This window comes from Lysobacter antibioticus, from assembly GCF_000731095.1.
Lineage (GTDB): Bacteria > Pseudomonadota > Gammaproteobacteria > Xanthomonadales > Xanthomonadaceae > Lysobacter > Lysobacter antibioticus_B.
On sequence record NZ_JMTZ01000044.1, the window covers coordinates 1 to 23,760 of the forward strand.

At 66.0% G+C, this 23,760-nt stretch carries 17 protein-coding genes; 13 read left to right on the forward strand and 4 right to left on the reverse strand.

Translation table 11 applies throughout. The features are described 5' to 3' along the window. The first annotated feature begins 456 nt into the window (after positions 1–456). From EX88_RS0114240 to EX88_RS0114275, 8 genes are all read left to right on the forward strand, one after another. A complete protein-coding gene (locus tag EX88_RS0114240) occupies positions 457–3,876 on the forward strand; it encodes a CshA/CshB family fibrillar adhesin-related protein (protein ID WP_152566273.1) in 3,420 nt (1,139 codons plus the stop codon). Between the two features lie 1,328 nt (positions 3,877–5,204). Continuing rightward, entirely contained in the window at positions 5,205–5,597 is a 393-nt protein-coding gene (locus EX88_RS24605; RefSeq protein WP_152566274.1) for a transposase, read from the forward strand. 452 nt (positions 5,598–6,049) lie between these two features. Beyond that, entirely contained in the window at positions 6,050–6,760 is a 711-nt protein-coding gene (locus EX88_RS0114250; RefSeq protein ID WP_031372660.1) for an HAD family hydrolase, read from the forward strand. A gap of 806 nt (positions 6,761–7,566) precedes the next feature. Next, on the forward strand, positions 7,567–8,724 hold the full coding sequence (locus tag EX88_RS0114255) for a hypothetical protein (protein WP_200875849.1): 1,158 nt from the start codon (positions 7,567–7,569) through the stop codon (positions 8,722–8,724). Between the two features lie 840 nt (positions 8,725–9,564). Then, positions 9,565–10,014, forward strand: a complete 450-nt coding sequence (locus tag EX88_RS24610) for a hypothetical protein (protein WP_051885122.1) — start codon at positions 9,565–9,567, stop codon at positions 10,012–10,014. Between the two features lie 165 nt (positions 10,015–10,179). Then, positions 10,180–10,683, forward strand: coding sequence for a hypothetical protein (locus tag EX88_RS0114265; protein ID WP_235186277.1), 504 nt, complete (start codon positions 10,180–10,182; stop codon positions 10,681–10,683). An 88-nt stretch (positions 10,684–10,771) separates the two neighbouring features. Beyond that, positions 10,772–11,425, forward strand: coding sequence for a hypothetical protein (locus EX88_RS23800; protein WP_051885123.1), 654 nt, complete (start codon positions 10,772–10,774; stop codon positions 11,423–11,425). A 92-nt stretch (positions 11,426–11,517) separates the two neighbouring features. Then, on the forward strand, positions 11,518–12,048 hold the full coding sequence (locus EX88_RS0114275; RefSeq protein WP_081930999.1) for a GNAT family N-acetyltransferase: 531 nt from the start codon (positions 11,518–11,520) through the stop codon (positions 12,046–12,048). Positions 12,049–12,102: 54 nt separating this feature from the next. Here EX88_RS0114275 and EX88_RS0114280 read toward each other — a convergent pair whose 3' ends face one another. Then, on the reverse strand, positions 12,103–13,935 hold the full coding sequence (locus EX88_RS0114280; RefSeq protein WP_031372666.1) for an ABCB family ABC transporter ATP-binding protein/permease: 1,833 nt from the start codon (positions 13,933–13,935) through the stop codon (positions 12,103–12,105). 226 nt (positions 13,936–14,161) lie between these two features. Between EX88_RS0114280 and EX88_RS24615 the strand changes: the two genes are divergently transcribed. The 3 genes from EX88_RS24615 to EX88_RS0114295 all read left to right on the forward strand — a co-directional run bounded on the left by EX88_RS24615 (position 14,162) and on the right by EX88_RS0114295 (position 16,841). Then, positions 14,162–14,983: a penicillin-binding transpeptidase domain-containing protein gene (locus EX88_RS24615; protein WP_031372667.1), complete on the forward strand. Its 822-nt coding sequence runs from the start codon at positions 14,162–14,164 to the stop codon at positions 14,981–14,983. A gap of 307 nt (positions 14,984–15,290) precedes the next feature. Continuing rightward, complete coding sequence (locus EX88_RS0114290; RefSeq protein WP_031372668.1) at positions 15,291–15,470, forward strand: hypothetical protein; 180 nt, start codon at positions 15,291–15,293, stop codon at positions 15,468–15,470. A gap of 84 nt (positions 15,471–15,554) precedes the next feature. After that, on the forward strand, positions 15,555–16,841 hold the full coding sequence (locus EX88_RS0114295; protein ID WP_031372669.1) for a YcaO-like family protein: 1,287 nt from the start codon (positions 15,555–15,557) through the stop codon (positions 16,839–16,841). A gap of 30 nt (positions 16,842–16,871) precedes the next feature. Here EX88_RS0114295 and rtcR read toward each other — a convergent pair whose 3' ends face one another. After that, on the reverse strand, positions 16,872–18,464 hold the full coding sequence (rtcR, locus tag EX88_RS0114300) for an RNA repair transcriptional activator RtcR (RefSeq protein WP_031372670.1): 1,593 nt from the start codon (positions 18,462–18,464) through the stop codon (positions 16,872–16,874). Positions 18,465–19,167: 703 nt separating this feature from the next. Between rtcR and EX88_RS0114305 the strand changes: the two genes are divergently transcribed. Both EX88_RS0114305 and rtcA read left to right on the forward strand, forming a co-directional pair. Next, positions 19,168–20,394, forward strand: a complete 1,227-nt coding sequence (locus tag EX88_RS0114305) for an RtcB family protein (protein ID WP_031372671.1) — start codon at positions 19,168–19,170, stop codon at positions 20,392–20,394. 123 nt (positions 20,395–20,517) lie between these two features. After that, on the forward strand, positions 20,518–21,537 hold the full coding sequence (gene rtcA / locus EX88_RS0114310; RefSeq protein ID WP_036148966.1) for an RNA 3'-terminal phosphate cyclase: 1,020 nt from the start codon (positions 20,518–20,520) through the stop codon (positions 21,535–21,537). A gap of 150 nt (positions 21,538–21,687) precedes the next feature. On the opposite strand, the gene EX88_RS0114315 is transcribed toward rtcA, so the two are convergent. Beyond that, positions 21,688–22,143, reverse strand: coding sequence for a hypothetical protein (locus tag EX88_RS0114315; RefSeq protein ID WP_152566275.1), 456 nt, complete (start codon positions 22,141–22,143; stop codon positions 21,688–21,690). A gap of 134 nt (positions 22,144–22,277) precedes the next feature. After that, positions 22,278–23,483 carry a polymorphic toxin type 44 domain-containing protein gene (locus EX88_RS26895; protein WP_051885124.1) on the reverse strand — a complete coding sequence of 402 codons (1,206 nt, stop codon included), beginning with the start codon at positions 23,481–23,483 and terminating at the stop codon, positions 22,278–22,280. Between the last annotated feature and the right edge of the window lie 277 nt (positions 23,484–23,760).

Sequence of the window (23,760 nt, forward strand, 5' to 3'; positions counted from 1 at the left end):
TCACCGAGTTCAGCGACGACCTGACCAACTTCGATTACGACCACAAGGGCTGGTTCTTGAATCTGGTCGGCACGTACTGATCGCGTTAGGCCGTAACGCAAATGCGTTGCGGCCATCGCCGCGACCGCCGAGAGGATGATCGCGCATGAGCGGCGGATGGTTCTGCGGCCGCTCGGCGCCTGCGTGGGGGGGCTTTTGAGCCATTCGCGCCGCCGCCGGTTTTTCGTTGTGGATGAACGATATTAGGTAGACATATTTGCGCTTTCGTTCTGGTCATAGGCGCGTCGGCGATCGGCATGAGCGAAACCGGCGCGCAGATCCGGATACAGATCCAGCAAGAAGACTCAGCTCGGCTCCGGCCGGAGTGACCACTAGCGGCAACGATCCAGCGTCGCAGTCCCATCGATCGAATTGCAGCCGCGGCCGAACCTTCGCAGGCGGTCCATGGAGAAGGAAATGAAATCCATCGTCGCCAAGCTCCTCGCGCTGATGACGGCCGTGCTGGGCATGTTGGCTGCCGGTCCGGCGGCGGCGCAGTACGCGACCGGCGGAAGTGGCCAGTATCGAAGCCAGATCCTGTGGTTCGACTGGGGCGTCAGCGGCACCGCCATTCCCCAGGTGGGCACTTCGGTCGTCAATACGATCACCATTTCCGGTACGCCGCTGGTGATTACCTGCACCTTGAGCGGCATCAACGGCAACGGAGCCGATCCCGACCTGCAGATCTATCGGCCTGGCGGCTATTTCGAAGACGGTCTGGACGATCTGTACAACGTCGGCGGCACCGGTGGCTCCAACACGATGGACATCGGTCTGATCAATCGTGTCGACGGCACCCTGACCACGTTCACCTACAGCTGCTCGGCTTTGCTGGGCGGCAGTCCCTATGTACTGGACGGCCTGGTGTTCGCCGATGCGGAGACCACCAGTGTCACCGAAGCGATACGTACGACGTTGCCTGCGGGCGCCACGATGCGCGTGATCGAGCGCAATCGCGCCGCGGGTTGCACGACCGGTTACAACGTCAACGTGACAGGCACGACCTATGCGTTTTCTTCGTTGCCGCCGAATAGTTGTTCGCCGGCCAACCCCGCCCCGATGGGGGTGTACTTCATCGACAACGCCACCACGGCGACCCTTACGCTGCAGGCCGGCGGCCTCCAGGCGGTGGCCTTGGGCGTGATGCTCAACGTGGCCGACTACGGCGATGCGCCGAGCAGTTACGGTACGGCAGGGCACTTGCCGCAATACAACTGGAGCGGCGGCACGCTTCCGGCCGGCAACACCGACATATTCTCCGCGGGCTTCTCGCTCGCAACCCTCGTGCAGCCGACGACTGCCTTGCTCGGAAGCCGCGTCGATGTCGAGAATCCGGCCTGGGCCGGGGCCGGGGCGTCGCTCGACGACAGCAACGGCGCCGCCAACGACGAGGATGGCGTCAACGTATCGGCATTGGCTCCGCTGTCGGTCAGCCTGCGGACGCTTTCGTATTCGGTGCCGGTGGCCTGCGTCGGCACGGGCTTCATCGCAGGGTGGATCGACTTCGACCGCAATGGCGTATTCGATGCCGACGAACGATCGGCGACGGTGAACTGCAGCGGCGGCAGTGCGACGCTGGCTTGGACGGTGAACCCGGATACCAGCGCCGGTCAGTCCTATCTGCGCGTGCGCACCGCGGCCAGTGCCGCGCTTATTGCCAGCGCCACCGGCATCGCCGGTTCGGGCGAAGCGGAGGACTACGCACTGACGATTCTCGATCAGACGAGCTTCGGCACCTGCGATGCGCGCATGTGGCTCGAACAGTCGCCGGGCGCGCCGACGCCGACCACGCTGTACCAGATCAATACCACCGTCAATCCGCTGGTGTTCAACGCCGTGGGAACCGCCACCTCGGTGTATAACGCGGTGGGCTACAACCCCAGCGACAACTATCAGTACGGTTTGATCACCAATCCTGCCGGCAATACCCTGGTGCGCGTTGGCGCCGACGGCAGCACGGCGATACTGGGAGCGGTGACCGGATTGCCTTCGGCGGTCTATATCAGCGGCGCCTTCGGCACCTCCGGAAACATCCTGTACGTTAAGAACAACGTCGCTGCCGGCACCGTGATGTACGCGGTCAACATCACGACCTTGGTCGCGACGCCGATCACCCTGAGTTCGGCGATCAATATCGCCGACTGGGCCTGGGTGGGCGGCCTGCTGTACAGCGTGACGAACAGCGGTCAGCTGGTGTCGGTCAATCCGACCACCGGTGCCGTCACCAATATCGGCGTGCCGAACGGTTTGCCGGCGGGCTTCTTCGGCGCGATCTATGGCGCGCCCAACGGCTTGTACGGTTCGGGCAATAACCCGCCCAGTGGTTTTTATCAGTTCGACTTGAATACCGGCGCGGCGACCCTGATCAGCGGCGCGCCGGGCTCGAGCTCCAACGACGGTTCCAACTGTCCGACTGCGAACATCACCTTCGGCGCCGACTTGGCGATTACCAAGACCAATACGCCTGGCGTCAACGGCGAGGTCGACCAGGCCAACGACACCTATGCGCCGGGCACGAACGTCGTCTACACGATCGTGGTCAGCAACAGTGGGCCCTTCGGCGCCCAGAATGCGACGGTCGCCGATCCGTTGCCGGCCGGCATCACCACTGCGAGTTGGACCTGCACGGGCACGGCCGGCGGCGTCTGCACGGCCAGTGGCAGCGGCGCGATCAACGACGCGACCGTCGATCTGCCGGTCGGCGGTTCGGTGACTTACCTGCTGACCCTGACGGTGCCGGCGAACTTCACCGGTGCGCTGACGAATACCGCCACGGTCACCGCCGGCGCCGGTACCAGCGAAGCCAACACCGCCAACAATCAGGCCACCGATTCGGACGTGTCGGTGGCGCGGTTGACGATCGCGAAGACCAGCCTTGGCGGGGTCGGCAGTTTCGGCTTCACCGGCAGCAATGGCGTAGTGCCGCAAACCTTGACCACGACTGTGGCCGGCACGCCGGTAAGCGGCGCGGTGCAGACGTTGACCGCGCTCGGAACCGTGACGACGGTGACCGAGGCGGCGGTCGCCGGCTTCACCCTGACCGACATCACCTGCACCGGGCTGGCCGCGGGAGGAAACGCGGCGCCGGACCTGGGCAATCGAACGGTGACGCTCGATGCCGCGGCCACCGCGGCCGGAGCGAACATCGTCTGCACCTTCACCAACAGCAGGCAGCCGGTGCTGCGACTGCAAAAAGCCTTGCCGCTCGGGCGCTTCGTCGGCAGCGACCAGTTCGCGTTGACGATCAGCGGTGCAGGCGGGCCGGTCAGCGTGACCACGACCGGCACGACCAATACGCCAGCCGAGATCGCGGTCCTGGACCCGGCCACGCTGGCGAGCGTCTACACCCTGTCCGAAGCGGGCGCAGCCGGCGCCAACCTGGCCAACTACGTCACGACCTATGCCTGCACCAATGCATCGGCCGGCGGACAAACCCCGAGCGGCAGCGGCAGCAGCTTCAGCGTGACGCCGGTGGCCGGCGACGACCTGACCTGCACGCTGAGCAACACGCGTAACCCGCTCGCCGACTTGATCATCACCAAGACCAATACCCCTGGCGTGGGTCCCAGCGACCAAGCCGGCGACACGGTGACGCGAGGCGCGACCACGATCTACACCATCGCGGTGACCAACAACGGGCCGGATACGGTTACGGGCGCCGTGCTGAGCGATCCCGCTGCAGGCCGCAACGGTCTGACCTGCACCGCGCCGCCGACCTGCAGTGGAGCAGCCTGCCCGGCGGGTCTGACCTTGGCTCAGCTGGAAAGCGGTGTCGCCTTGGGGGCACTCGCCAATGGAGCATCCGTGGTCGTGACGTTGACCTGCACGGTCAACTGAGTCGGCGACTTGCCCGCGCCGCCGGATCGCCGGCGGCGTATCGATAGCGAGCGAACGCATTTCCCTGACTCGCATGCCGGCTCTGCCCGGTTATGGCCGTCGGCGCGTATTGCCGCGCCGGTCGGTATCTGCCGATACGGGTTCGTTGATCCCGCTAATAATCCGCGGCAGCCGATATGGCACCGCCGGTAACACCCCTCTCATTCCCTGAGTGTCGCGGCCTCGGGAATGGGCTGCGGTGTGCATTAAATCCAGCGATCCTGCGAAGAAAACGGATCTGGATCAGGCTCGATTGGCCAGGCTCAAAAGGTAAGTTTTGTCAGAGGCTTCTTTCGAACCCCGGTTCAGTGTCACGCGGCTGACATTTACCGTCAATTACCGCCCCAAAGCGTGGGTCCAGGGGGGCGGGAAGGGGGGCGAGCTTGCACGTAGCTGGCACGAAGAGCGCTTTCTTGGGCGATGTAAACAGTTTCATCGCGAAATTGATGAAACTTTGCCAAATTCGGCCAAAAACGTGACGGTCGGCACAGAATTTGCATCGGTATGCCTAAGAGGCCATCGGCGCGACAGGACGTCCGGCGAGGGCGGACTCATACGGCGAGGCGAAAGTCGGGTGCGTAGTGGATTCCTCTCATGGAGATTCCGGCTCGGCGCTTTTATCTTGATGCGCCAGCGCGTGTCGTATGCGGAGCAGACGATCGAGATATTCGCGAGCGCTGGCTCTATTCGCCGTCCATGCCTTGGCTGGCCTGGTTCGAGATAAAAAGCGAAGTGGGGCGTGCGCGGTCTTATGTTTCAGGTGCAATTAATTTGTGCGGGTTATTGGCGGCGTGGCGGGGTCGAAATGCATGCAGACGATCGGCGCCGAAGATAATTGCGGGTAATAACGGCTAAGGAGTCGTTGCACATATCAAATTTTCATTTCGGTTCGGGTGATATTGAACGCACGCTTCGAGCGTTCGTGTCGTGCACATGGTGTGCACCGGACAGGATTTAGTTTGCGTCGCGATCCGGCGGCGCAATCCCAACAAAGAGGCCAAGGATGGCGATCATGGACGAAAACAAGCGTTGGGCCCGGAAGGATGAAAGTCCGGTTTCAGCAATCTGTCGTAGCCCGCGACAGGAATCGAAGCAGTCCGATTCCAAGGAGGTAATGCACTGCGTCCAGTCTTCCGATCCTGGTTTGTGTCGATGGAATCGCCCTTGTCGGCAATGACCCTTCGGAACCCCCCTAGACATACCCATAAGCAGATCACGCCGTGTGCAATATCCATCCGTTTAGCAACGAACAAATCGACGACCCCGTGGACGAGCTGGAAGCCGAATCCATGCCCCAGAACGACAGCGAGGAATTGAAATTCACCCGGCTCGATGAGAAGCAGTGGGCGGCCATCGAAGCCGTGTTGCCGCGGACGGTCTATACGCGCAACGCCAGCGCCGACGACGCACGACGATTCGTCGAGGCGGCGTTGTGGGTCATGGCGACCGGGCGTTTCTGGACCGAATTGCCCGAGGCGGTCTATGGGCCCTGGCGCAAGAATTACGTCCGCAGCAACCGCTGGATTTACCGCGGCATGTGGCTGACGGTCATCAACGCGCTCGGCCCGGACAGCGAACTGGCGGCGTTGATCTCCGGTTACATGAATTCGCAGCTCGAGCGCCACCGGAAATTCGGTCGTCGCAATAACTTCCTGGACGAGGGCGGCGAGCACGAAACCTGAGGCTTTGCGTTGGGGATGGTCATCGGTCCAGCCGAATCGCGGGCCCTGGCCATGGAAGAAGGCGCCGCTAGCCGCCGGGCTAGGGCTCGGGGCGGCGCCTTCTTCTACCTGCCGCGTGGTGCTCGTTCCTGCCGGAGCTCCCGTTCTCCTCCGGTCGACCCGGGCGCCGCCCGGGCGATAAACCGTTCGATGCCGGCGTTCCTTGCGGCCCGTACGGCACTTCTCTCCGTGCCGCCGGGCCGCCTCCTTGAGGTCTCTCATTAAGGCCGCCAGCCGAGGCCGCCAGCCATACCGGCCGTTGCCGCATAGGCGCTGCAATCGGGCTGCGGGATAATGCCCGTCGCCGCGGCGGTCCCTGCTGCGGATGCGCCGACCGAGGCCGCATCGGCCTCCGGTCCTTCCCCCGGCAAGCGCGGCGTGCATCGCCAGCGCCCGATCTTCAAGGCAGACCCATGCTGGAACTAGTAGGTTTCGACGGCGACGACACGCTTTGGCACAGCGAGGGCTACTACCAGGAGGCTGCGGTCGAATTCGACAGGATCCTCAGCGCCTGGGTCGACGTCGACAACGCCTCGGTACGCCAGCGCCTGCTGGCCGTCGAGCGCAGCAACCTCGCCCTGTTCGGCTACGGCGTCAAAGGCATGGTCCTGTCGATGATCGAGGCGGCGATCGACATCACCGAATCGCGCATCTCGGCCGCCGGCATCCACAAGATTGTCCTGCTCGCCAAGGCCATGCTCGACCACCCGGTGGAGCTGCTGCCCGGCATCCGCGAGGCCGTCGAAGCCGTCGCGGCCCGCCACCGCATCGTCCTGATCACCAAGGGCGACCTGTTCCACCAGGAAAAGAAGGTCGCCCGCAGCGGCCTGGCCGATCTGTTCCACAGGATCGAGATCGTCTCGGAGAAGGACGACGCCAGCTATTCGCGAGTGCTGGCGGAGTTCGGCATCGCGCCGAGCGCTTTCGCCATGGTCGGGAATTCGCTGAGGTCGGACATCGAGCCGGTGATCACCCTCGGCGGCTGGGGCATCCACATGCCCTACCACGTGACCTGGGCGCACGAGATGGAGCACGGCATGAGCGGCGAACATCCGCGCCTGCAGACGGTGAGCGGAGCCGGCGCGATCGCCGAAGCGATCGCACGCTTCGATCGTGGAGTCTGAGGTCGCGCAGGTGCCGGCAGAGGTCGCGACTGCGGCGGAGCGGCCGGCGGCGCAAGCCGTCTATGGCTCGTAACGCAAAGATCGTACCCGCCGCCTCGCGGCGGCGCCCTCCGGCAAGCCAACGACCTTTGGCCCCGGCCGCCAGCCCCGGTGTTTCGGGCGGCGAGGGTCGTAGGCGCGAAGCGGCCTGATCGGGCGGATTGGTCCGAGCGAGTGGAATCGATGGAATGCAGTTGCCGATTCGGCGTACGACGCCATCGTCCTGTATTCGCGTGTCGCCTACGGTTCCTGGCGGAAGCCTGCAACGTCTAGGCCTGTATTCTTCCGTCGCTGCATAAGCGGGCTTGGAACCGGCCAGCCGCACGCCCGATGCTCCGCGGCGAACTCTCGACGGCTGGGCGAAGTTCGCATGTCAGTCGAGTCGTGCCGGATCTGTTTGGACTCGAAGGGCGACACGCCGCGCATGCCCTCTGCGAGAGTCGCTGTGCATGCGGGGCGCGCAAGCACATGGATCGGCGATGCAGGGGGCGAGCGAGCTAAGAATTTTCCCTATGCCATATCCGATGGAACTGACCTCTAATGCATACGGGCGGAAAGACGCGGTGTTCCAGCTCTATCCAAGCAAGAGCGCAGCCGCTGCGCGATCGTGCGATGGAGGCCCGGTTGCATTGGCGGATGAGCAGTCGATCGCGTCTTTGAAGAGCATTCGCGCGATGGCATTGTGATCAACAGCATGTTGGCTGCGGCCGCGCCAGAGTCGCAGGACAGTGGCCTGCGGAAATATCGAATTTGAACAGGAGATCGTCGTGGGCAAGAATGCCGATGGAAAGAAATACGAGGATGTCATCAACCAGGTCGAAAGGGAGTTCTTGACGCCGCAACATCGGGTTGCGATCGAAGAGGCGTCGCGCAAAGGGAATTTTGCCGTCAGCTTCAGGGCGGCGGGCGCTGCCACGCTGGCCGCGCTCGAAGAGGGGGCCGCGGCCAAAGGGCACGATATTCTTGAGAAAACCATCAAGCAATCGTCGATAGCCAAGGCATATCCGGCGAACGCCGAGGGCATGTTGCAGAAGGTGCGCGACGCCGGTATCGAGGGCTATGTCGGCCATTGGGAAAAGGCCAGCGGAGAACTGACGGGCATCTATCTCAGCAGCGGTCACGGCCTGGGCGACCGGGTCAAGGGGAACATCTACCCCATCGAGATGAACCGGTTGGAGGAGTCGCTGGCCCCGCTCAAAGCAAAGGAAAGCTGGAGGGCGCTGCCGTTCACCGGCGACTACGACATGCACGACATGTTGACGTTTCGCGGAGCCGGCTTGCCGCATACGCCGCTGGTCGGCTCAAAGGAAGAACTGGCGATCAGGCACGCGATCAACAGCGCGGTGGCCGCGGTCGATGCGAATCGCCCGGTCGCCGACATCGAACACAATGTGATCCGCCACGGTCCGCAGGTCAGTTTCTCGAGCTACATGGTCAGCCATGAGGCCGGGGTGGTGAAAAAGGACGGAGGGTTTTTGGGGGCGGTCGCCAAGCCGGGCGAATTCCCGGTGGCGATCGTCGATCGCGGCAAATGGTCGATGATTCAAGATGCGAAGCAGCTTGCCGACTACTATCGAAGCGTCGGGGCGCACATAAAGGAAACCTGGAACCCCGATGGCGTCAGGACTTTCGCCGATTCGGAGAAGCCGGGCATGGTGAAGTACGGCTGGCGCGGCGATACGCCTGCGAAGCCGCCTGTTCCCACCGCATCGCAATCGGTCGATAGTCATCCTTCCGCCATCGTCGATCGCATGCTGGCGGCATCGCAAAGCGGCGATCGCGATGCGTTTCGGCAAATGACCCAGCAAGCCGCAGCGGCAGCGCCGGGACGCGAACTGCGCAGCGAGGCGGTGGTTACGGTCGACAGCCAACAGCAGGCCGTGGAACAGCCCCTGCCGGGCTCGAGCGGACTGCGCATGAAGTGATCGGTGATCCGCGATCCGGCGCCGAGGGGGCGTCGGGTCCGTGGCGGGCCCGAGTCCAAGTCCGAAGAAATGCAGGCGCAGCTCGAGAATGCGTCGGGAAAGCGCTTGAATGCAGTAAGACGAACTGACGGCGCTGATCGGCAGGACGGCGGTCTTGATGGAGCAATTCGAACGCCGTTGCGAGGAAGTCGGAGAAGATCAACGCGCGACCTGCCTGCAGTTGAAGGAGCTATCGCAGCAGGTAGTGGGGACGGTCTTCCAGTCGGCCGACGAGCGTCTGCGCGGCCTGTCCGGAGCGGTGATCGGCAAGCTAGAGGGCAGGCTATCGCAGCCGGTGGATACGCACGAGCATTGTCTGCAGCAGGCCGGCGCGCTGCTGCAGCAGGGTTCGCAGGGATTGGCGCGGCAGATTAAGCGTCTTGAGTGGCTGCATAGGCGACTGGTCTGCATCGGCATGGCCGGTCCGCGCCGGTCCGTGCGGCGCCTCGGGCCGGTCTGGCAACGAGGTCGGGTCATTCGCGAGAGCTGCGCTTGCGCGTTGTGCGGGTCCTCCAAACGCCGCTTTCCGCTCCCGCCAGACGGAGGCCGCTGCGAAGGCGCGGACTTGCCGCCGAGCGGTCCGATCGGGTTCGATTTGGCGCCTGAACGCCGGCTGCGCAGCGGACGACTCCGCGGCCTTTGCGGGCCGGCCGGGGAGGGCCGGGCGTCCCCCCCGTGGCTGCCGTTGCAACCGCGACTGAGCGGCTGGCGGCGACCTCGGAATCATTCCAAGCCGGTTCACGGTGGCGAAGGCACATTCGCATCGTGCCTGCCGAGGAGCAGGCTTTACAGGAGACCGACATGACCGCCTTGTCCCGCTGGCTTGCACCGATCGTCATCGCCGCCGGCATCGGCGCGGTCGCGATTCCTGCCCCGGCCCGAGCCGACGATCTGGCCCGTGTGATCGTCGACATCGCCGACGTGATCGTGCGCAACAACACCCCGTACTACCGCTACGGCAACTACGGTTACAACGACCGGCTGATCGTCGTGCACGACCGCTACGGCCGTCCGACCTACTACCGCAACGCGCCGCGTTACGTCGAGCACCGTTATCGCCCGGCGCCGCCGCGCTACAGCTACGGCCCCCGCTACTACGACCGCGACTGCAACCATCGCGGTAAGTGCAAGACCACGTACTACGATCCGCGTTACGACCATCGTTACGACAACCGCTACTACGACCGTCACGACCGCGGCCGCTACGGCCGCCACGACAACGGCCGCTGGCGCGACCGCTACGACGACTGACCCGGCGTCGGTTCGCAGCCACACGACGGCGCCTCGGGCGCCGTCGTCGTTTGACCGGCACGGCGGCAGGTCCGGGAGGGTCGCCGCCCGGCAGTGTTAGCCTCCCTCACCGGCACGACACGCCGTCGTCCATGACCCGGTTCCGCCATCGTCCGAGGCCCGCCCATGCGCACCGCTACTGAAAACACCGCGAAGACCCCCGTCGCCCCCGTCCACAGCCCGTCGTTCCGCCTGCGCCCGCGACGCCTCCTGCTTGGTGCGCTCCTGCTGGCGGCGATTGCCGTGCCGGGGGCGGCCTCCGCCCGCGGCTCGGTCGACTGCAAGCTCAAGTTCAACATGTCCGGCTGGTCGGTGTTCTACAAGACCTCCTCGGGCAACGGCACCATCAGCTGCAGCAACGGCCAGAGTATGTCGGTGCGGATCAGCGCCAAGGGCGGCGGCCTGAGCTTCGGCAAGTCGCGCATCGTCAACGGCACCGGCGAGTTCTCCGGCGTGCACAACATCGGCGAAACGCTCGGCAGCTACGCCACCGCCGAAGCCCATGCCGGCGCGGCGAAGTCGAGCAAGGCGCAGGTCATGACCAAGGGCGAGGTGTCGCTGGCCCTGGCCGGTACCGGCGAAGGCTGGGACATCGGCGTGGCCTTCGGCAAGTTCACCATTTCGCGCTGACCGCGCGGCGTTTCGCTGCACCGCTGGGCGATCGCCGCAATAGATTCCGGGCAAGCAGCCACCGCATCCGGCCGCCAGGAGGTTCCCCATGTCCAACAAGCTCAAGACCCATTTCTTCGCCCTGACCGCGTCCGTCGCGGCCTTGCTGGGCGCTGGAACGGTCCAGGCGCAGGATGTCGTGGCCGGCTGGAATCCACGCAGCGGCGACGTCTGGGTGGACACCTGGCTCGGCGACATCAACCGCTACGGCGCGCGTTACCGCGAGCCTTTCATCGATGAAATGGTCCGCTACTACGGCGCGCCGCGCGAACTGGTCGGCGATCTGTTGAACCAACGCGGCTGGACGCCGGGCGATGTTTATTACGCCTGCGCGATCGCGCAGGTGCTCGGCCGGCCGTGCCGCTATGTGGTCGACGAGTGGGATCGCGACCACGCCGACGGCTGGGGCGCGATCGCGCTGCGCCTGGGCATCAAGCCCGGGTCGGCCGAGTTCCACCGCCTCAAGCGCGGCTTCGTGCCGACCTACGACCGCTGGGGCCGGCCGATCACCATCGACACCGAGCTGCGTCGCGACTATCCGAACCGCCCTTATCGCGATTACGAGCGCGATCGCGGCGAAGCCAAGTCGGCCAAGGCCAAGCCCGGCAAGGACAAGAGCGGCAAAGACCACGCCGGCAAGAGCAAGAGCGCGGCGCAGGGGCGCGGGCCGGGCAAGGGCGACAAGGGCAACGGCAAGCCCTGAGCGCGGGCCGGTTGTTTCCATGACGGCGGCCGTGGCCGCCGTCGTCGTCTTCATGGCTGCGAACGCCGCGCCGGCCGGTCTATGATCGAGGCATGAGCGATGAGGCATCCAAGGATTCCGCAACGCCCCCCTTGCGGGTGATCGGCGCCGTTCGTGTGGTCGATTTCGAGCCGCGCTGGCGCGGCGAGTTCGCCCGCCTCAACATCGAGTGGCTGGAGCGCTGGTTCACGGTCGAACCGGTCGACCGCGAGGTACTCGGCGATCCGCAGACGCATCTGCTCGCCGGCGGCGGCCGGGTCCTGTTCGCGGTCGACGAGGCCGACCAGGTGCTCGGCACGGTCGCCCTGATGCGCCACGAAGACGGCCTGGTCGAACTGACCAAGATGGCGGTGGAGCCCTCGCTGCGCGGCGGCGGCATCGGCCGCAAGCTGATGGCCGGGGCGATCGAGGCATTTCAGCAGATGGGCGGCCGCGAGTTGTTCCTGGAATCCAGCACCCGCCTCGGGCCCGCGCTCAAACTCTACGAAAGCGTGGGCTTCCGCCATCATCCGGCGCCGCGGCCGGGCTCACACTATCAGCGCGCCGACGTCTACATGGTCTGGGAATCCGACGCTTCGGCCTGAGGCCTTCGCTTTCGCTTTCGCCTTCGCCATTGGCGAGGCGAGGCGCCGGGCGGCTCAGGCCAGCGCCGCGTCCTCCTGACGCTGCTGCAGCTCCCACATCTGCGCATACACGCCATCGAGCGCCCGCAGTTGCGAGTGCGTGCCGCGCTCGATGATGCGGCCGGCGTCCATCACCAGGATCTGGTCGGCGTCCATGACCGTCGACAGCCGATGCGCGATCACCAGGGTGGTGCGCCCGATCGCGAGCCGGTCGAGCTCGGCCTGGATCGCGCGTTCGGATTTCGAGTCGAGCGCCGAGGTGGCTTCGTCGAAGATCAGGATCGAAGGGTTCTTGAGCAGCGCGCGGGCGATCGCGACGCGCTGTTTTTCGCCGCCGGACAGTTTCAGGCCGCGCTCGCCGACCGGGGTGTCGTAGCCGTCGGGCAGGCCGACGATGAAGTCGTGGATATGCGCGGCGCGTGCGGCCGCCACGACTTCGTCCTCGCCGGCTTCGGGCCGGCCGTAGCGGATGTTGTAGCCGATGCTGTCGTTGAACAGCACCGTGTCCTGCGGGACGATCGCGATCGAGCCGCGCAGCGAGGCCTGGGTCAGGGCGCGCAGGTCGTGGCCGTCGATGGCGATGGAGCCGGCGTCGACGTCGTAGAAGCGATACAGCAATCGCGCCAGGGTCGATTTGCCCGAGCCGGAGTGGCCGACCACCGCCACGGTCGCGCCGGAGGCGATCTCGAAATCGATGCCCTGCAGGATCTCGCGGCGCGGGTCGTAGCCGAAGCGGACGTCGCGGAAGGCGACCGTCGGATGCGAGGACGCCAGTACCTCGGCGTCGGGCGAATCGCGCACGTCCTGGCGTTCGTCGAGCAAATCGAACAAGCGCTCCATGTTGGTCAGGGCCTGCTTCACCTCGCGGTACATCATGCCGAGCATGAACAGCGGTGCCGACAGCTGCAGCAGGTAGGCGTTCACCAGGACCAGGTCGCCCACCGTCATCTCGCCGGCGACCACGCCGCTGGCGGCCAGCCACATCATCGCGGTGACGCCGATCGCGACCACCAGGCTCTGGCCGAGGTTGAGCACTGCCAATGTCTTGATCGACATGACCTGGGCATTCTCCAGGTGGCGCAGGTTGTCGTCGTAACGGCGCGCCTCGTGTTCTTCGTTGTTGAAGTATTTGACGGTCTCGTAGTTCAGCAGCGAGTCCACCGCGCGTTCGTTGGCGCGCGTGTCGGCCTCGACCGAGGCGCGGTAGTAGCGCGTGCGCCACTCGGTGACCGAGAACGTCCACAGGCCGTAGGCGAACAAGGTGCCGAGGGTGATCGCGGCGTAACGCCAGTCGTAGATCCACACCAGCACGGTGGTGACCATCGCCACTTCGAGGATCACCGGGATGATGGTGTAGATAGTCCAGTCGAGCAGGTCGGCGATCGAGCTGCCGCCGCGTTCGACGTTGCGGGCGACGCCGCCGGTGCGGCGCGCGAGATGGAACTTCAGGCTCAGGCCGTGCAGGTGGCGGAACACCTGCAGCGTGACCTGGCGCGAGGTGCGCGCCATGACCCGGGCGAACACCACCTGGCGCAATTCGGTGAACAAGGTCACGCCGATCCGCGCCGCGCCGTAGGACAGCAACAAGGCGACCGGCAGCATCAGCGGGGTGACTTCGATGTTGAGCCGGTCGATGAGTTGCTTGAGCGCCAACGGCACGTACAGATTCAACAATTTGGCCGCGACCACCATCGCCAGCGCGATCGCGATCCGGCCCAGGTAGGGCCGCAGATACGGCAGCAGCGAGCCGATCACCGACCATTCGCCGCGGCGTCCGGCGGTGCGGGCGACCGGGGCGGCGCCGTCGGTGTCGGCGGCTGATTCGCTGGTGGGAGGAATGGCGGCCATGCCGTCCTGTGCCTGGGAGGGGGAAGCCGAGCATAGGACCTCGAGCGCGCTTCAGGTCAAGCGGTCGCCGATCCGTGCCGGCCGCCGCCGCGCGCCACGGTCGAAATACGCGTATAAGGCATGGCATCCTGGGGCGAGCAGGGTGGATGCGACGGCGAAACCCTCGGGGTTCGCGTCCCGGCCGGCCTGCCCCCGTCATTACGCCTTCGCAAGGAGCACTGCAGGCATGAAAGCTGTCCTCACCGCGGCATTGTTCGCCGTCTCGCTCTGCGGCCCGGCAACCCAGGCCTACGCCCAGTCGATGGGTCCCCCCGGCAGCGAGCCGAAGATCCAGTCCTGCTTCGTGCTGTACGACCTCAGCGGCGGCGAGATCAGCCGCACGCCCTCGGCTGCGTGCAGCCGCCGGGTCAGCCCGGGCGCGACCTTCGACATCCCGCATGCGCTCGCCGGGCTCGATGGCGGCATCGTCCAGGCGCAGGAGCGCATCGGCGCCGACAGCGGCGGCAACGCCGGCGGCAGCGACCAGACCCTGGATTCGGCGCTGCAATTCACCGCGCCCTGGTACTTCCAGCGCATCGCCCAGCGCCTCGGCGCCCAGCGCGAGCGCGAGTACATGGTCCGCTTCAATTACGGCAACGCCGACACCAGCAGCGGCGCCACCAATTTCTGGGATGGCGGTTCGCTGAAAGTGTCGCCGGACGAGCAACTGCTGTTCCTGCGTCGCTTCTTCCGCGACGAGTTGAGCGTCAACCGGCAGATGATCGCCGACGTGCGTTCGGGCCTGCGCCAGCCGCCGGGCGTGGTGGTCGGCAGCTTCGGGGTGGCGCCGTTCGGCGCTACGCCGCCGCGCGACGACACCTCGGTGGCGGCCAAGAGCGCCTCGACGGTGATGGACGGCCGGGAAGGCGTGCGCTGGCTGGTCGGCCAGGTCAGGCGCGGCACGCGCCAGTACGTGTTCGTCAGCTGTGTGACCGGCCCGAAGAGCCTGCCGCAGAACGCGGCGGTGTCCCTGGCCGAACGCGAGCTGCGTCGCGCCAACGTGTTCTGACTCGAACGCGAGGCGTCGGCCGATCTACCGGTTCGCCAAGATCGGCAAGCAAGATCGGTCCGCCAAGAATCCAATGCCCGACCTGTCGGAACCGACAGCCGCGGAAGCATTCGCAGAGTCGTCGGTCTCAGTTTGGATCCGACGGCCTCCGTTTCGGTGACGGGAGTCAAGGACTCGAAGCCGCCCCACCCGGTAACCCTCGCATGCGGTTTCGACCGTATCGCGGGGACGTAGCCGTGCCGGTCCGCCGGGCCGGAGGCGACGCTTCGCTTCGCAGTTTCCTTTCGACCAAACAGGAGGTTTCGTCATGGGTACCACGCGCATCGATTTCGATAAGACTTCGCTCATCAAGCCCAAGTACATTCCGGTCACCGAATCCATCCGCGCCAACGGCACGGCATCGGGCGAAGAGCTGAAAAGCGCGATGTCCGAGCTCAACTCGCCGACGGTGCAGGAACAGGCCTTCCTCGACGAGTTCGCCAAGTAAGCGTCTCGACGCAGCGATCCCGCATGGCGCGTCGCGAGCGGCGCGCCATGCGGTCTTTACGACGAGGCAAGGCAGGAGCAGGGAATGATTCCGTACGAACGAGAGCGCAGTCTGGACGACGCCGACCGCATCATCCGCGACTGCATCGCCCGGCGCGGCTGGACCGTGGAAACCGAGGATTTCGGCGGCCAGCTGATGACGGTCAAATGCAGCTTGCGCGACGCCGGCGGCGAGTTGATCAGCCGCGGCTTCGGCAAGGGCGATGCCGCGACTTCGATGGCCGGCGCCTTGCACGAGGCGGTCGAGCACTATTACTGCAAGGCGAGCCGGGTCTCGACGCCGGTCGAATACGTCGCGGCCGAGCATTTCATCGACGATCCGCGCTACGCCGCATTGCCGTTCCTGTCGGCGTTCGCCGACAACCGCGGCCGCTACCTGGCCTGTCGCCGTTACCGCTCCTTCTTTGCCGGCCGCCAGGACATCCAGGTGCCGTTGTTCCTGAGCTTTCCGGACTATCCGGTCGGCGCGCAACTGGACGCGCAGTCGGGCCGGCGCGACGACTTCGACTACCGCAGCGTGATCCGCTACAGCTCCAACAGCGGTACCGCGATCGGCGCCAGCCTCGAGGAAGCCGCCTTGCACGGCATCGGCGAGATCGTCGAGCGCGACGCCTGGTCGTTATTCCTCCTCGCGCATTACCTCGGCGGCCCGGGCCGCTACGGCGCGCTGATCGACCCTGCCTCCTTGCCCGATGAGGTCGAGAAAGTGCTGCGCCTCACCGAGCGCCGCATCGGCCGCGGCGTGTTGCTGATCGATGTGACCTCCGACCTCGGCTATCCGACCTTCATCGCCACCGTCGCCGAGCGCCGGCCCGACGAGATCGTCTACCCGCACGGCTGCGGCGCGTCCTCGTATGGGCAGTACGCGGCGATGCGCGCCTTGACCGAACTGGTGCAATGCGTGGACATCAAGCAGCGCTCCGACCATCTGGCCGAGCTGGACCGACTCGCGCTGGACATGCTTGCCGTTTATCCGCGGCTGCAGGCCTGCGCTTATTTCGAGGTCGATCGCGACCGGCTCGAGCGCGTCGACTGGCCGCATCCGGACCGGCCAAGGTTGGCGCCGGACCTGCTGTTGCCCGAGGTCGTGGCCGATCTGGAGGCGCGCGGCATCGAGCTGTACTACGCGGTCAATCACAGCGAAGGCGAGGACTTCTGCGTGGCCAGCTGTGTGTCGTTCGAACTGGAGCGCTTCTTCCTGGCGACCTCCGGCATCCTGATGGCGCCAGGCCGGCGCGGCCGCGAGTTTCTGTCCAGGCTCTCGCCCGCGAATGCGTCCAGGGCGGTCGAGGCGGAAGAGCAGGCGGGCTGAAGCGGGCCTGCCGGTGCGCTGGCGCTCGGCCTAGCCGCGTCCGCGCACCTGCTCCCAATCCAGTCCGAACCGGGCCAGGTATTTGCGCAGGCGATCGGCGTCGTTGGTGCTGGTGCGCGCCGCGCGCGAGACCGCGAACAGCTCGCGTCCGGCTTGCGACAGCGACTTCGCCTGACGGCAGGCGCGCAGCACGTCTTCCAGTTGCACGCGGTCGAAGCGGTCGAGTTCGGCCGCACGCTCGCCGAGGACTTCGTCGAGCAGGCTGGGGCGCAGGCCGGCGCCGTGCCATTGCCGGCGCAGGCGGCCGATTTCCTCTTCGACCAGATCGCTGCGGATGCGCCCGCCCTCGGCGAGGGTCGCCAGACGCATCACCGACGCGCCGAGGTCGCGGAAGTTGCCGCCCCAGGTGGCCTCGGCGCTGCGCGAGAAGGTCAGATAGCGTTCGCGCGCTTCGCGGTTGAAGGTCACCCGTTGCCGGTTCTCGCGGGAGTGGCGTTCGAGCTCGAAGTCCAGGTTCGGTTCGATGTCCTCGGCGCGCTCGGCCAGACCGGGCAAACGGTATGTCCACAGATTGAGCCGTGCCAGCAGGTCGTCGCGGAAGCGACCTTCGAGCACGGCCTGCTGCAGGTCGCGATTGGTACCGGCGATCAACTGGAAGTCGCTCTCGACTTCCTTGTCGCCGCCGACCGGCAGGAAACGCTTTTCTTCCAGCGCCCGCAGCAGCATCGCCTGTTCGTCGAGACCGAGCTCGCCGATTTCGTCGAGGAACAGCAGGCCTTGATGCGCCGAGCGCAACAGGCCGGCGCGATCGGTCGAGGCGCCGGTGTAGGCGCCCTTGATGTGGCCGAACAAGGTGCTCATGGCGCCGTCGCCGCGCAGGGTCGCGCAGTTGACCTCGACGAAACGGCCCGGCAATTGATGCTTCTGCTTCTTGAGTTCGAACACGCGGCGTGCAAGTTGGCTCTTGCCGGCGCCGGTCGGGCCCATCAGCAACATCGGCGATTTCGAACGAGTCGCCACCGTCTCGATCTGTTCGATCATGCGGTTGAAGGCCGGGTTGCGCGTGGCGATGCCGCTCTTGAGCAGGTCGCGGTCGTGCAGGCGCTCCGCGGCGAAGCGCTGCGCGATGCGGTCGTAGCGCGACAGGTCCAGGTCGATCACCGCATAGCTGCCGGGTGCCTCGCCGTTCTGTTTGCGCGGCGGCGCGGTTTGCAGCAGGCGCCCCGGAAACAACCGGCTTTCGGTCAGCAGGAACCAGCAGATCTGGCTGACGTGGGTGCCGGTGGTGATGTGGACGTAGTAGTCCTCTTCCTCGGGCTGGAAGTCGTAATTGCGCACGAAGTCGTGCAGCGCGCCGTACACGGCCTCGAAATCCCAGGGGTCGGCGAGGTAGGTGTCGTGGCAACGGACCTGGGTTTCGGGCGAGACCTGGCCGAGGTCCTGGGCGACGACGGCGGCGAGCTTGCCGTAACGGCGTTCGTCGACCAGCAGCTCGATGCGGTCGAGCAGCAAGTCCTCGTGCATGCCCAGCGAAACCGTCGGCCGCCATTTCTCCCAGCGGCCCGGGCCCAGGCCGGCGTCGAGTTGGGTGCCGAGCATGCCGACCACGACCTGGCGTTTCATGTTTATACATCCATATATAAAGCGATCAGAAAGTATAGATAACGAATGGCTGATCGGGCGAGCAAGACCGGTCACCCTGAAGTAAATGTCAATTTATTCAATTAGATAGGTCGGGCTCGGGGTGGTTGGCATGGGGCTTGCGCTACTACCTGCGAGTTCGAACCGCAATGTCCCGATGGCCAACCCCGATGTACGCCGCGACCGGTGGCTTGAACCGCGCCTTCCACGCGAGCGGCTAGGAGCAGTTGCAACACCTGCCGCAGCGCACCGCGGCCGCCAAACGATTGAGCTAGCGCATCGACGAATCCGGCATCGACTTGCCGATTGGGGATGCGCGATATGGGCGGAGATTAAAGAGAAGGAAGGAGCGGATCGCCGATCCGTTCCAAGGCGGGCCAGGGATCGGTACCGCCGCGGCGCAAGGATGCGCCGCAACGCGAACGCAAGGAGTGTGTTCGCGTGGACGGATTGGAAACCCGTCGACCGCACGCGCAAGGGAAGTGCGATGCGGTTACAGGATGGCCGGCGGACATTGGGGTCCGCCGGCCGATAGGCGATCAGGAGTCGGCTGCGTTTGCCTTCGTCGTCGTGCAGCCGCTTTTCCCTCGTGCCGCACCCGCGGCCGTCGTAGAGGCCCAGCGCAACCGCGCTCGCCCTTCGAGCTTTTCCCCTTCATTGTGTGCGCAACCAAGAGAGCAAGACCATGAACACCAGCCAGTACGATGTCATCAACGAGCCGGGCGCGGTGCCGATCAAGCACTGGACCCGTGGCGTTCCGCTCGAGGACGAGGCGCGCCGCCAGTTGCAGAACATCGCCAAGTTGCCCTTCATCCATCGTTGGATCGCGGTGATGCCCGACGTACACCTCGGCAAGGGCGCCACCGTGGGTTCGGTGGTGCCGACCGTCGGTGCGATCGTGCCGGCGGCGGTGGGCGTCGACATCGGCTGCGGCATGATCGCGGTGCGCACCAGCCTGACCGCGCAGGACTTGCCCGATCATCTGGGCGAGGTGCGTGCGGCCATCGAGAAGGCGGTGCCGCATGGCCGCACGGTCGGCCGCGGCCTGCGCGACAAGGGTGCATGGGCGAATCCGCCGGAAGCGTCCTTGCAGAGCTGGTCGAGCCTGCACGAGGGCTTCGAGCGCATCGTCGCCAAGCACCCGAAGCTCGAGCGCAGCAATCACCTCAGCCACCTCGGTACGCTCGGCACCGGCAACCACTTCGTCGAAGTCTGCCTCGACGAGGAGCAGCGCGTGTGGTTCATGCTGCACTCGGGTTCGCGCGGCGTGGGCAATGCGATCGGCAGCCATTTCATCGAGCTGGCGAAGCAGGACATGCGCCGTTGGATGATCAACCTGCCGGACCAGGACTTGGCCTACCTGCCGGAAGGCAGCGATCATTACGCCGACTATGTGTTCGCGGTCGACTGGGCGCAGCGTTTCGCGCGCAGCAACCGCGAGATCATGATGAAGCACGTGGTCGATTCGGTGCGCAAGGTCATCGCCAAGCCGTTCGAGGCGCAGGCCGAGGCGGTCAACTGCCATCACAACTACGTCAACCGCGAGCATCACTTCGGCAAGGACGTGTTGGTGACCCGCAAGGGCGCGGTGAGTGCGCGCAAGGGCGAGCTCGGCATCATTCCCGGCAGCATGGGCGCGAAGAGCTTCATCGTGCGCGGGCTGGGCAATGCCGACAGCTTCCATAGCTGCAGCCACGGCGCAGGCCGCGTGATGAGCCGCACCGAGGCGAAGAAGCGCATCAGCCTGGAAGAGCATGCACGGGCGACCGCGCACGTGGAATGCCGCAAGGACGCCGACGTGGTCGACGAGTCGCCGGCCGCGTACAAGTCGATCGATGCGGTCATGGCCGCGCAGAGCGACCTGGTCGAGATCGTGCATACGCTGCGCCAGGTGGTTTGCGTCAAGGGCTGAACGCCCGGGCCGCAATGCCGCGCGGTATCGCGCCAACAAGCTATAGCGGCGACCGGAAACGGCGCCGCGAAACGGAAAGGAGAGCGGGCGGCCGCAAGGCCGCCCCGATGGATGGATCGCAAGATGGAACTGATCGAAATCAGCGGGCAGGACGGCGGCGGACAGCTGCTGCGTACCGCATTGACCCTGAGCCTGTGCACCGGCACCGCGTTCGAGATGCAGCACATCCGTGCCAAGCGCTCGCGCCCGGGGCTGATGCGCCAACATTTGACCGCAGTCGGCGCCGCGGCGCAGATCGGCTGCGCCCACGTCCACGGCGCGCAGTTGGGTGCGACCACGCTGCGCTTCATGCCCGGCGCGATCAACGCCGGCCGCTATCGTTTCTCGATCGGCAGCGCCGGTTCGGCGACCCTGGTGTTGCAGACCGTGCTGCCGGCGTTGTGGCAGTGCGCCGAGCCGTCGGAGGTGTTCATCGAGGGCGGCACCCACAATCCGCTGGCGCCGTGTGCGGACTTCATCGCCGAGGCCTATCTGCCGGCTTTGCAGCGCATGGGCGTGGAGGCGAGCTTCGCCTTGCAGCGCCATGGGTTCTTCCCGGCCGGCGGCGGTGCGCTGCAGTTGCGCGTAGCGCCGTGCGCGCAACTGCGCCGCTGCGTATTCGACCAGCGCGATGCAGCCCCGCGCCTGGACACGACCGTGTTGCTGTCGGCCTTGCAGGATCAGATCGGCCACCGCGAACTGGCGGTCGTCGCCGAGCGTCTGGGCTTGGCCGAGGATCAGCAGCATCTGCGCCGCGTCGTCAACGCGCAAAGCCCAGCCAACGTGTTGCTGCTGCGCGTGCACGGCGAGCAGCACACCGAGCTGTTCAGTGCGCTCGGCGAGCGTGGGCTCAGCGCTGAGCAGGTCGCGATCGGCCTGGTCAAGCAGGCCTCGGCCTACCTGTCCTCGCCGGCGGCGGTCGGCGAGCACTTGTCGGATCAGCTGTTGTTGCCGATGGCCTTGGCCGGCGGCGGTGAGTTCACCACCGCCGCGCTCAGCGAGCACCTGCTCAGCAACGCGCGCTTGATCGAGAAGTTCCTGCCGGTCGAGATCGACTGGGTCCAGGAGGCCGAGAGGTGCTGGCGGGTGACGGTGCGTTCGTAAGGGTCGCGGCGGCGCTGGCCGTCGCGGCTTGCGCAATGCGAAGAGGTGGATGCGTTATGTCGCGCCGATCGTTTGCGCCCAGCGACGACCGCGCAACGGCCTGCTGCCTCGAAGGCGGGGCCGGCCCGGCGCTGCCGCCTTGCGCCGTGTCTACCGTGCCTGCTTGGGTTCGGGCGCCATGCCGCCGGCCGGCGCGGCCGGGTTGCTGACGCCGCTGCGCAACTGCAGCGTCACCGCGCGCCCCGCGACCGAGACTGCAGCCGAGGTTGGTTTCATCACCCGGCCCTGCAGGTAATCGGCGCGCACGTTGTTGGCGTCCTGCCAGTGCAGATCGACGCCGTAGGCCTGGGCGTTGCGGGTCGCGCCGTACAGCTCGGCGGCGGAGGGCGCCGAGCGCCAGTCGGCGCCGTGCGGCACGATCCGGATCCGATAGATGAAGGAAGCCGTGGCGCCGGGATTGGCTTCGGTCAGCACCGCGTCGGCCTGCAGGTCGGGCGAGGCGACCCGGGCGACTTCCACGTCGGGCATGATCGCATCGTGGCTGCAGCCGATGGCGAGCAGCGCCGTCAACACCATCGTCAGTACCGTAGCTATGCGGGCTTTCATCGTCGGCGATTCGTCTCGGTCGGGGTTCTGCTCGATCCTACGGGTGCGCGACACCGCGGAGTAGTGCACGCATGCCCAATACGACGAAGGCGCCGGCATGGCCGGCGCCTTCGCGATCGAATCCGGCCGAGCGGTCAATCCGCCCAGACCCGCCACATGCCGGAGTTGTAGTAGTCGTAACCGGCCTTGATCTGGGCCTGGTCGCGCGGGTCGTCGCCGTAGCTGCTGTCGCCCAGGTCGTAGGGCTTGCCCCAACCGTCCTGCGAGGTGTCGGACTGGATCTGTACGTAGCCGGCGCCGCGCAGGCCGATCTGCTCGGGGATGTCCATCGCCGCGGCGACCACGCCGAAATGGAAGTTGCCGTAGTTCTCGTACTGCGCGCCCTGGGTCTTGTAGTCCCACGGCCCACCGCCCTGGACTTGGTCCTTGAACCAGACCATGTCGCCCGGATTCGGGAACTCGTGCTTGTGGGTGTCGGCGATGTTGGCGTCCATCGACACGCCGGCCGGCGCTTCCGGAATCTTGAGCAGGCCGGCTTCCACGGCCTCGTCGCGGCTGAGCACCTTGCCCATGGCTTGGGCGACGCCGTCGACGTAGGGTTCGGCGCCGAGCAGGCCGACGTTGTCGCCCTGCATGGTCTGCAACTGCGGCATCGCCGCCTCGAACACCGCGGTGCGGGTCGGCAGGTCGGCGCCCTGGGCGGCGTTGAGGATGCCGGTCAGCACGCTCGGGTCGTACTGGGTGGTGCCGGCGGTGCGGCCGCTGAAGTCGACGATGTACTTGCGGCCCATGGCCACGTTCATCACGTCCTGCAACTGCTCCTTGCTGAGCGAGCCGACGGCTTGCTGGAACGCCTGCGGGTCGTTGGCGAGGCTGGCCAGGACCTTGCCGGCCGCTTCGGTTTCGCTGTTGCCCCAGGTGCCCTGGGTGGCCTTGTACTCGCCGTCGATGTCGCCTTTGACCGCGCCGATGAAGGCGGTCTTGGCGTCGCTGCTGCCGTGGCTGGCGATCGCGTCGGCGAAGGCTTCGAGCCCGCCCGAGCTGCCGTCGAAGGCTTCGACGAAGCGGGTGGTCTGCGGCCCGTCCAGACCCTCGGCCAAGCGGTTGAACAACTCACCGCGCTCGCCGGCGCTGAGCGAGCCCATCGCGCCGTCGATCTCCTGGGTCCAGTTCTTGATGTCGTCGTTGCTGAGCTTGCCGATGAACTCGTTGCGCTCGGCCGGAGTGAGGTTGGCGACCTCGCGGTTGATCGCATCCAGGTCGCCCTTGCTGACGTCCCAATCGAGCCAGCCCTGGCTGAGTTTGTCCTGGGTGACGGAAACGGCGGAATCGACGCTCATGGAACGGCTCCTTGCCCGGTCGGGGCAGATCGGCGGTCGCGCCGGTGCAAGCCGGAAGCCGGCCGCGGCGCAGGGGAGGACTGCAATGCCGAGCAGCCTAGACAGCCGCCGCACGCCGGTAAATCGGGGGAAACCCTAGTCAGCCTGGCCGAATGCACGATCCGCGCACATCCTCAGCGCCAGCGTTGGTCGTTGCCGGGTGGGTTGGTCGGTTTGGCCGTGATGCCCTTACAGGTCGCGGCGGCCCGGCCTCTCATCGCGAGGGGCCGAGGCGCCG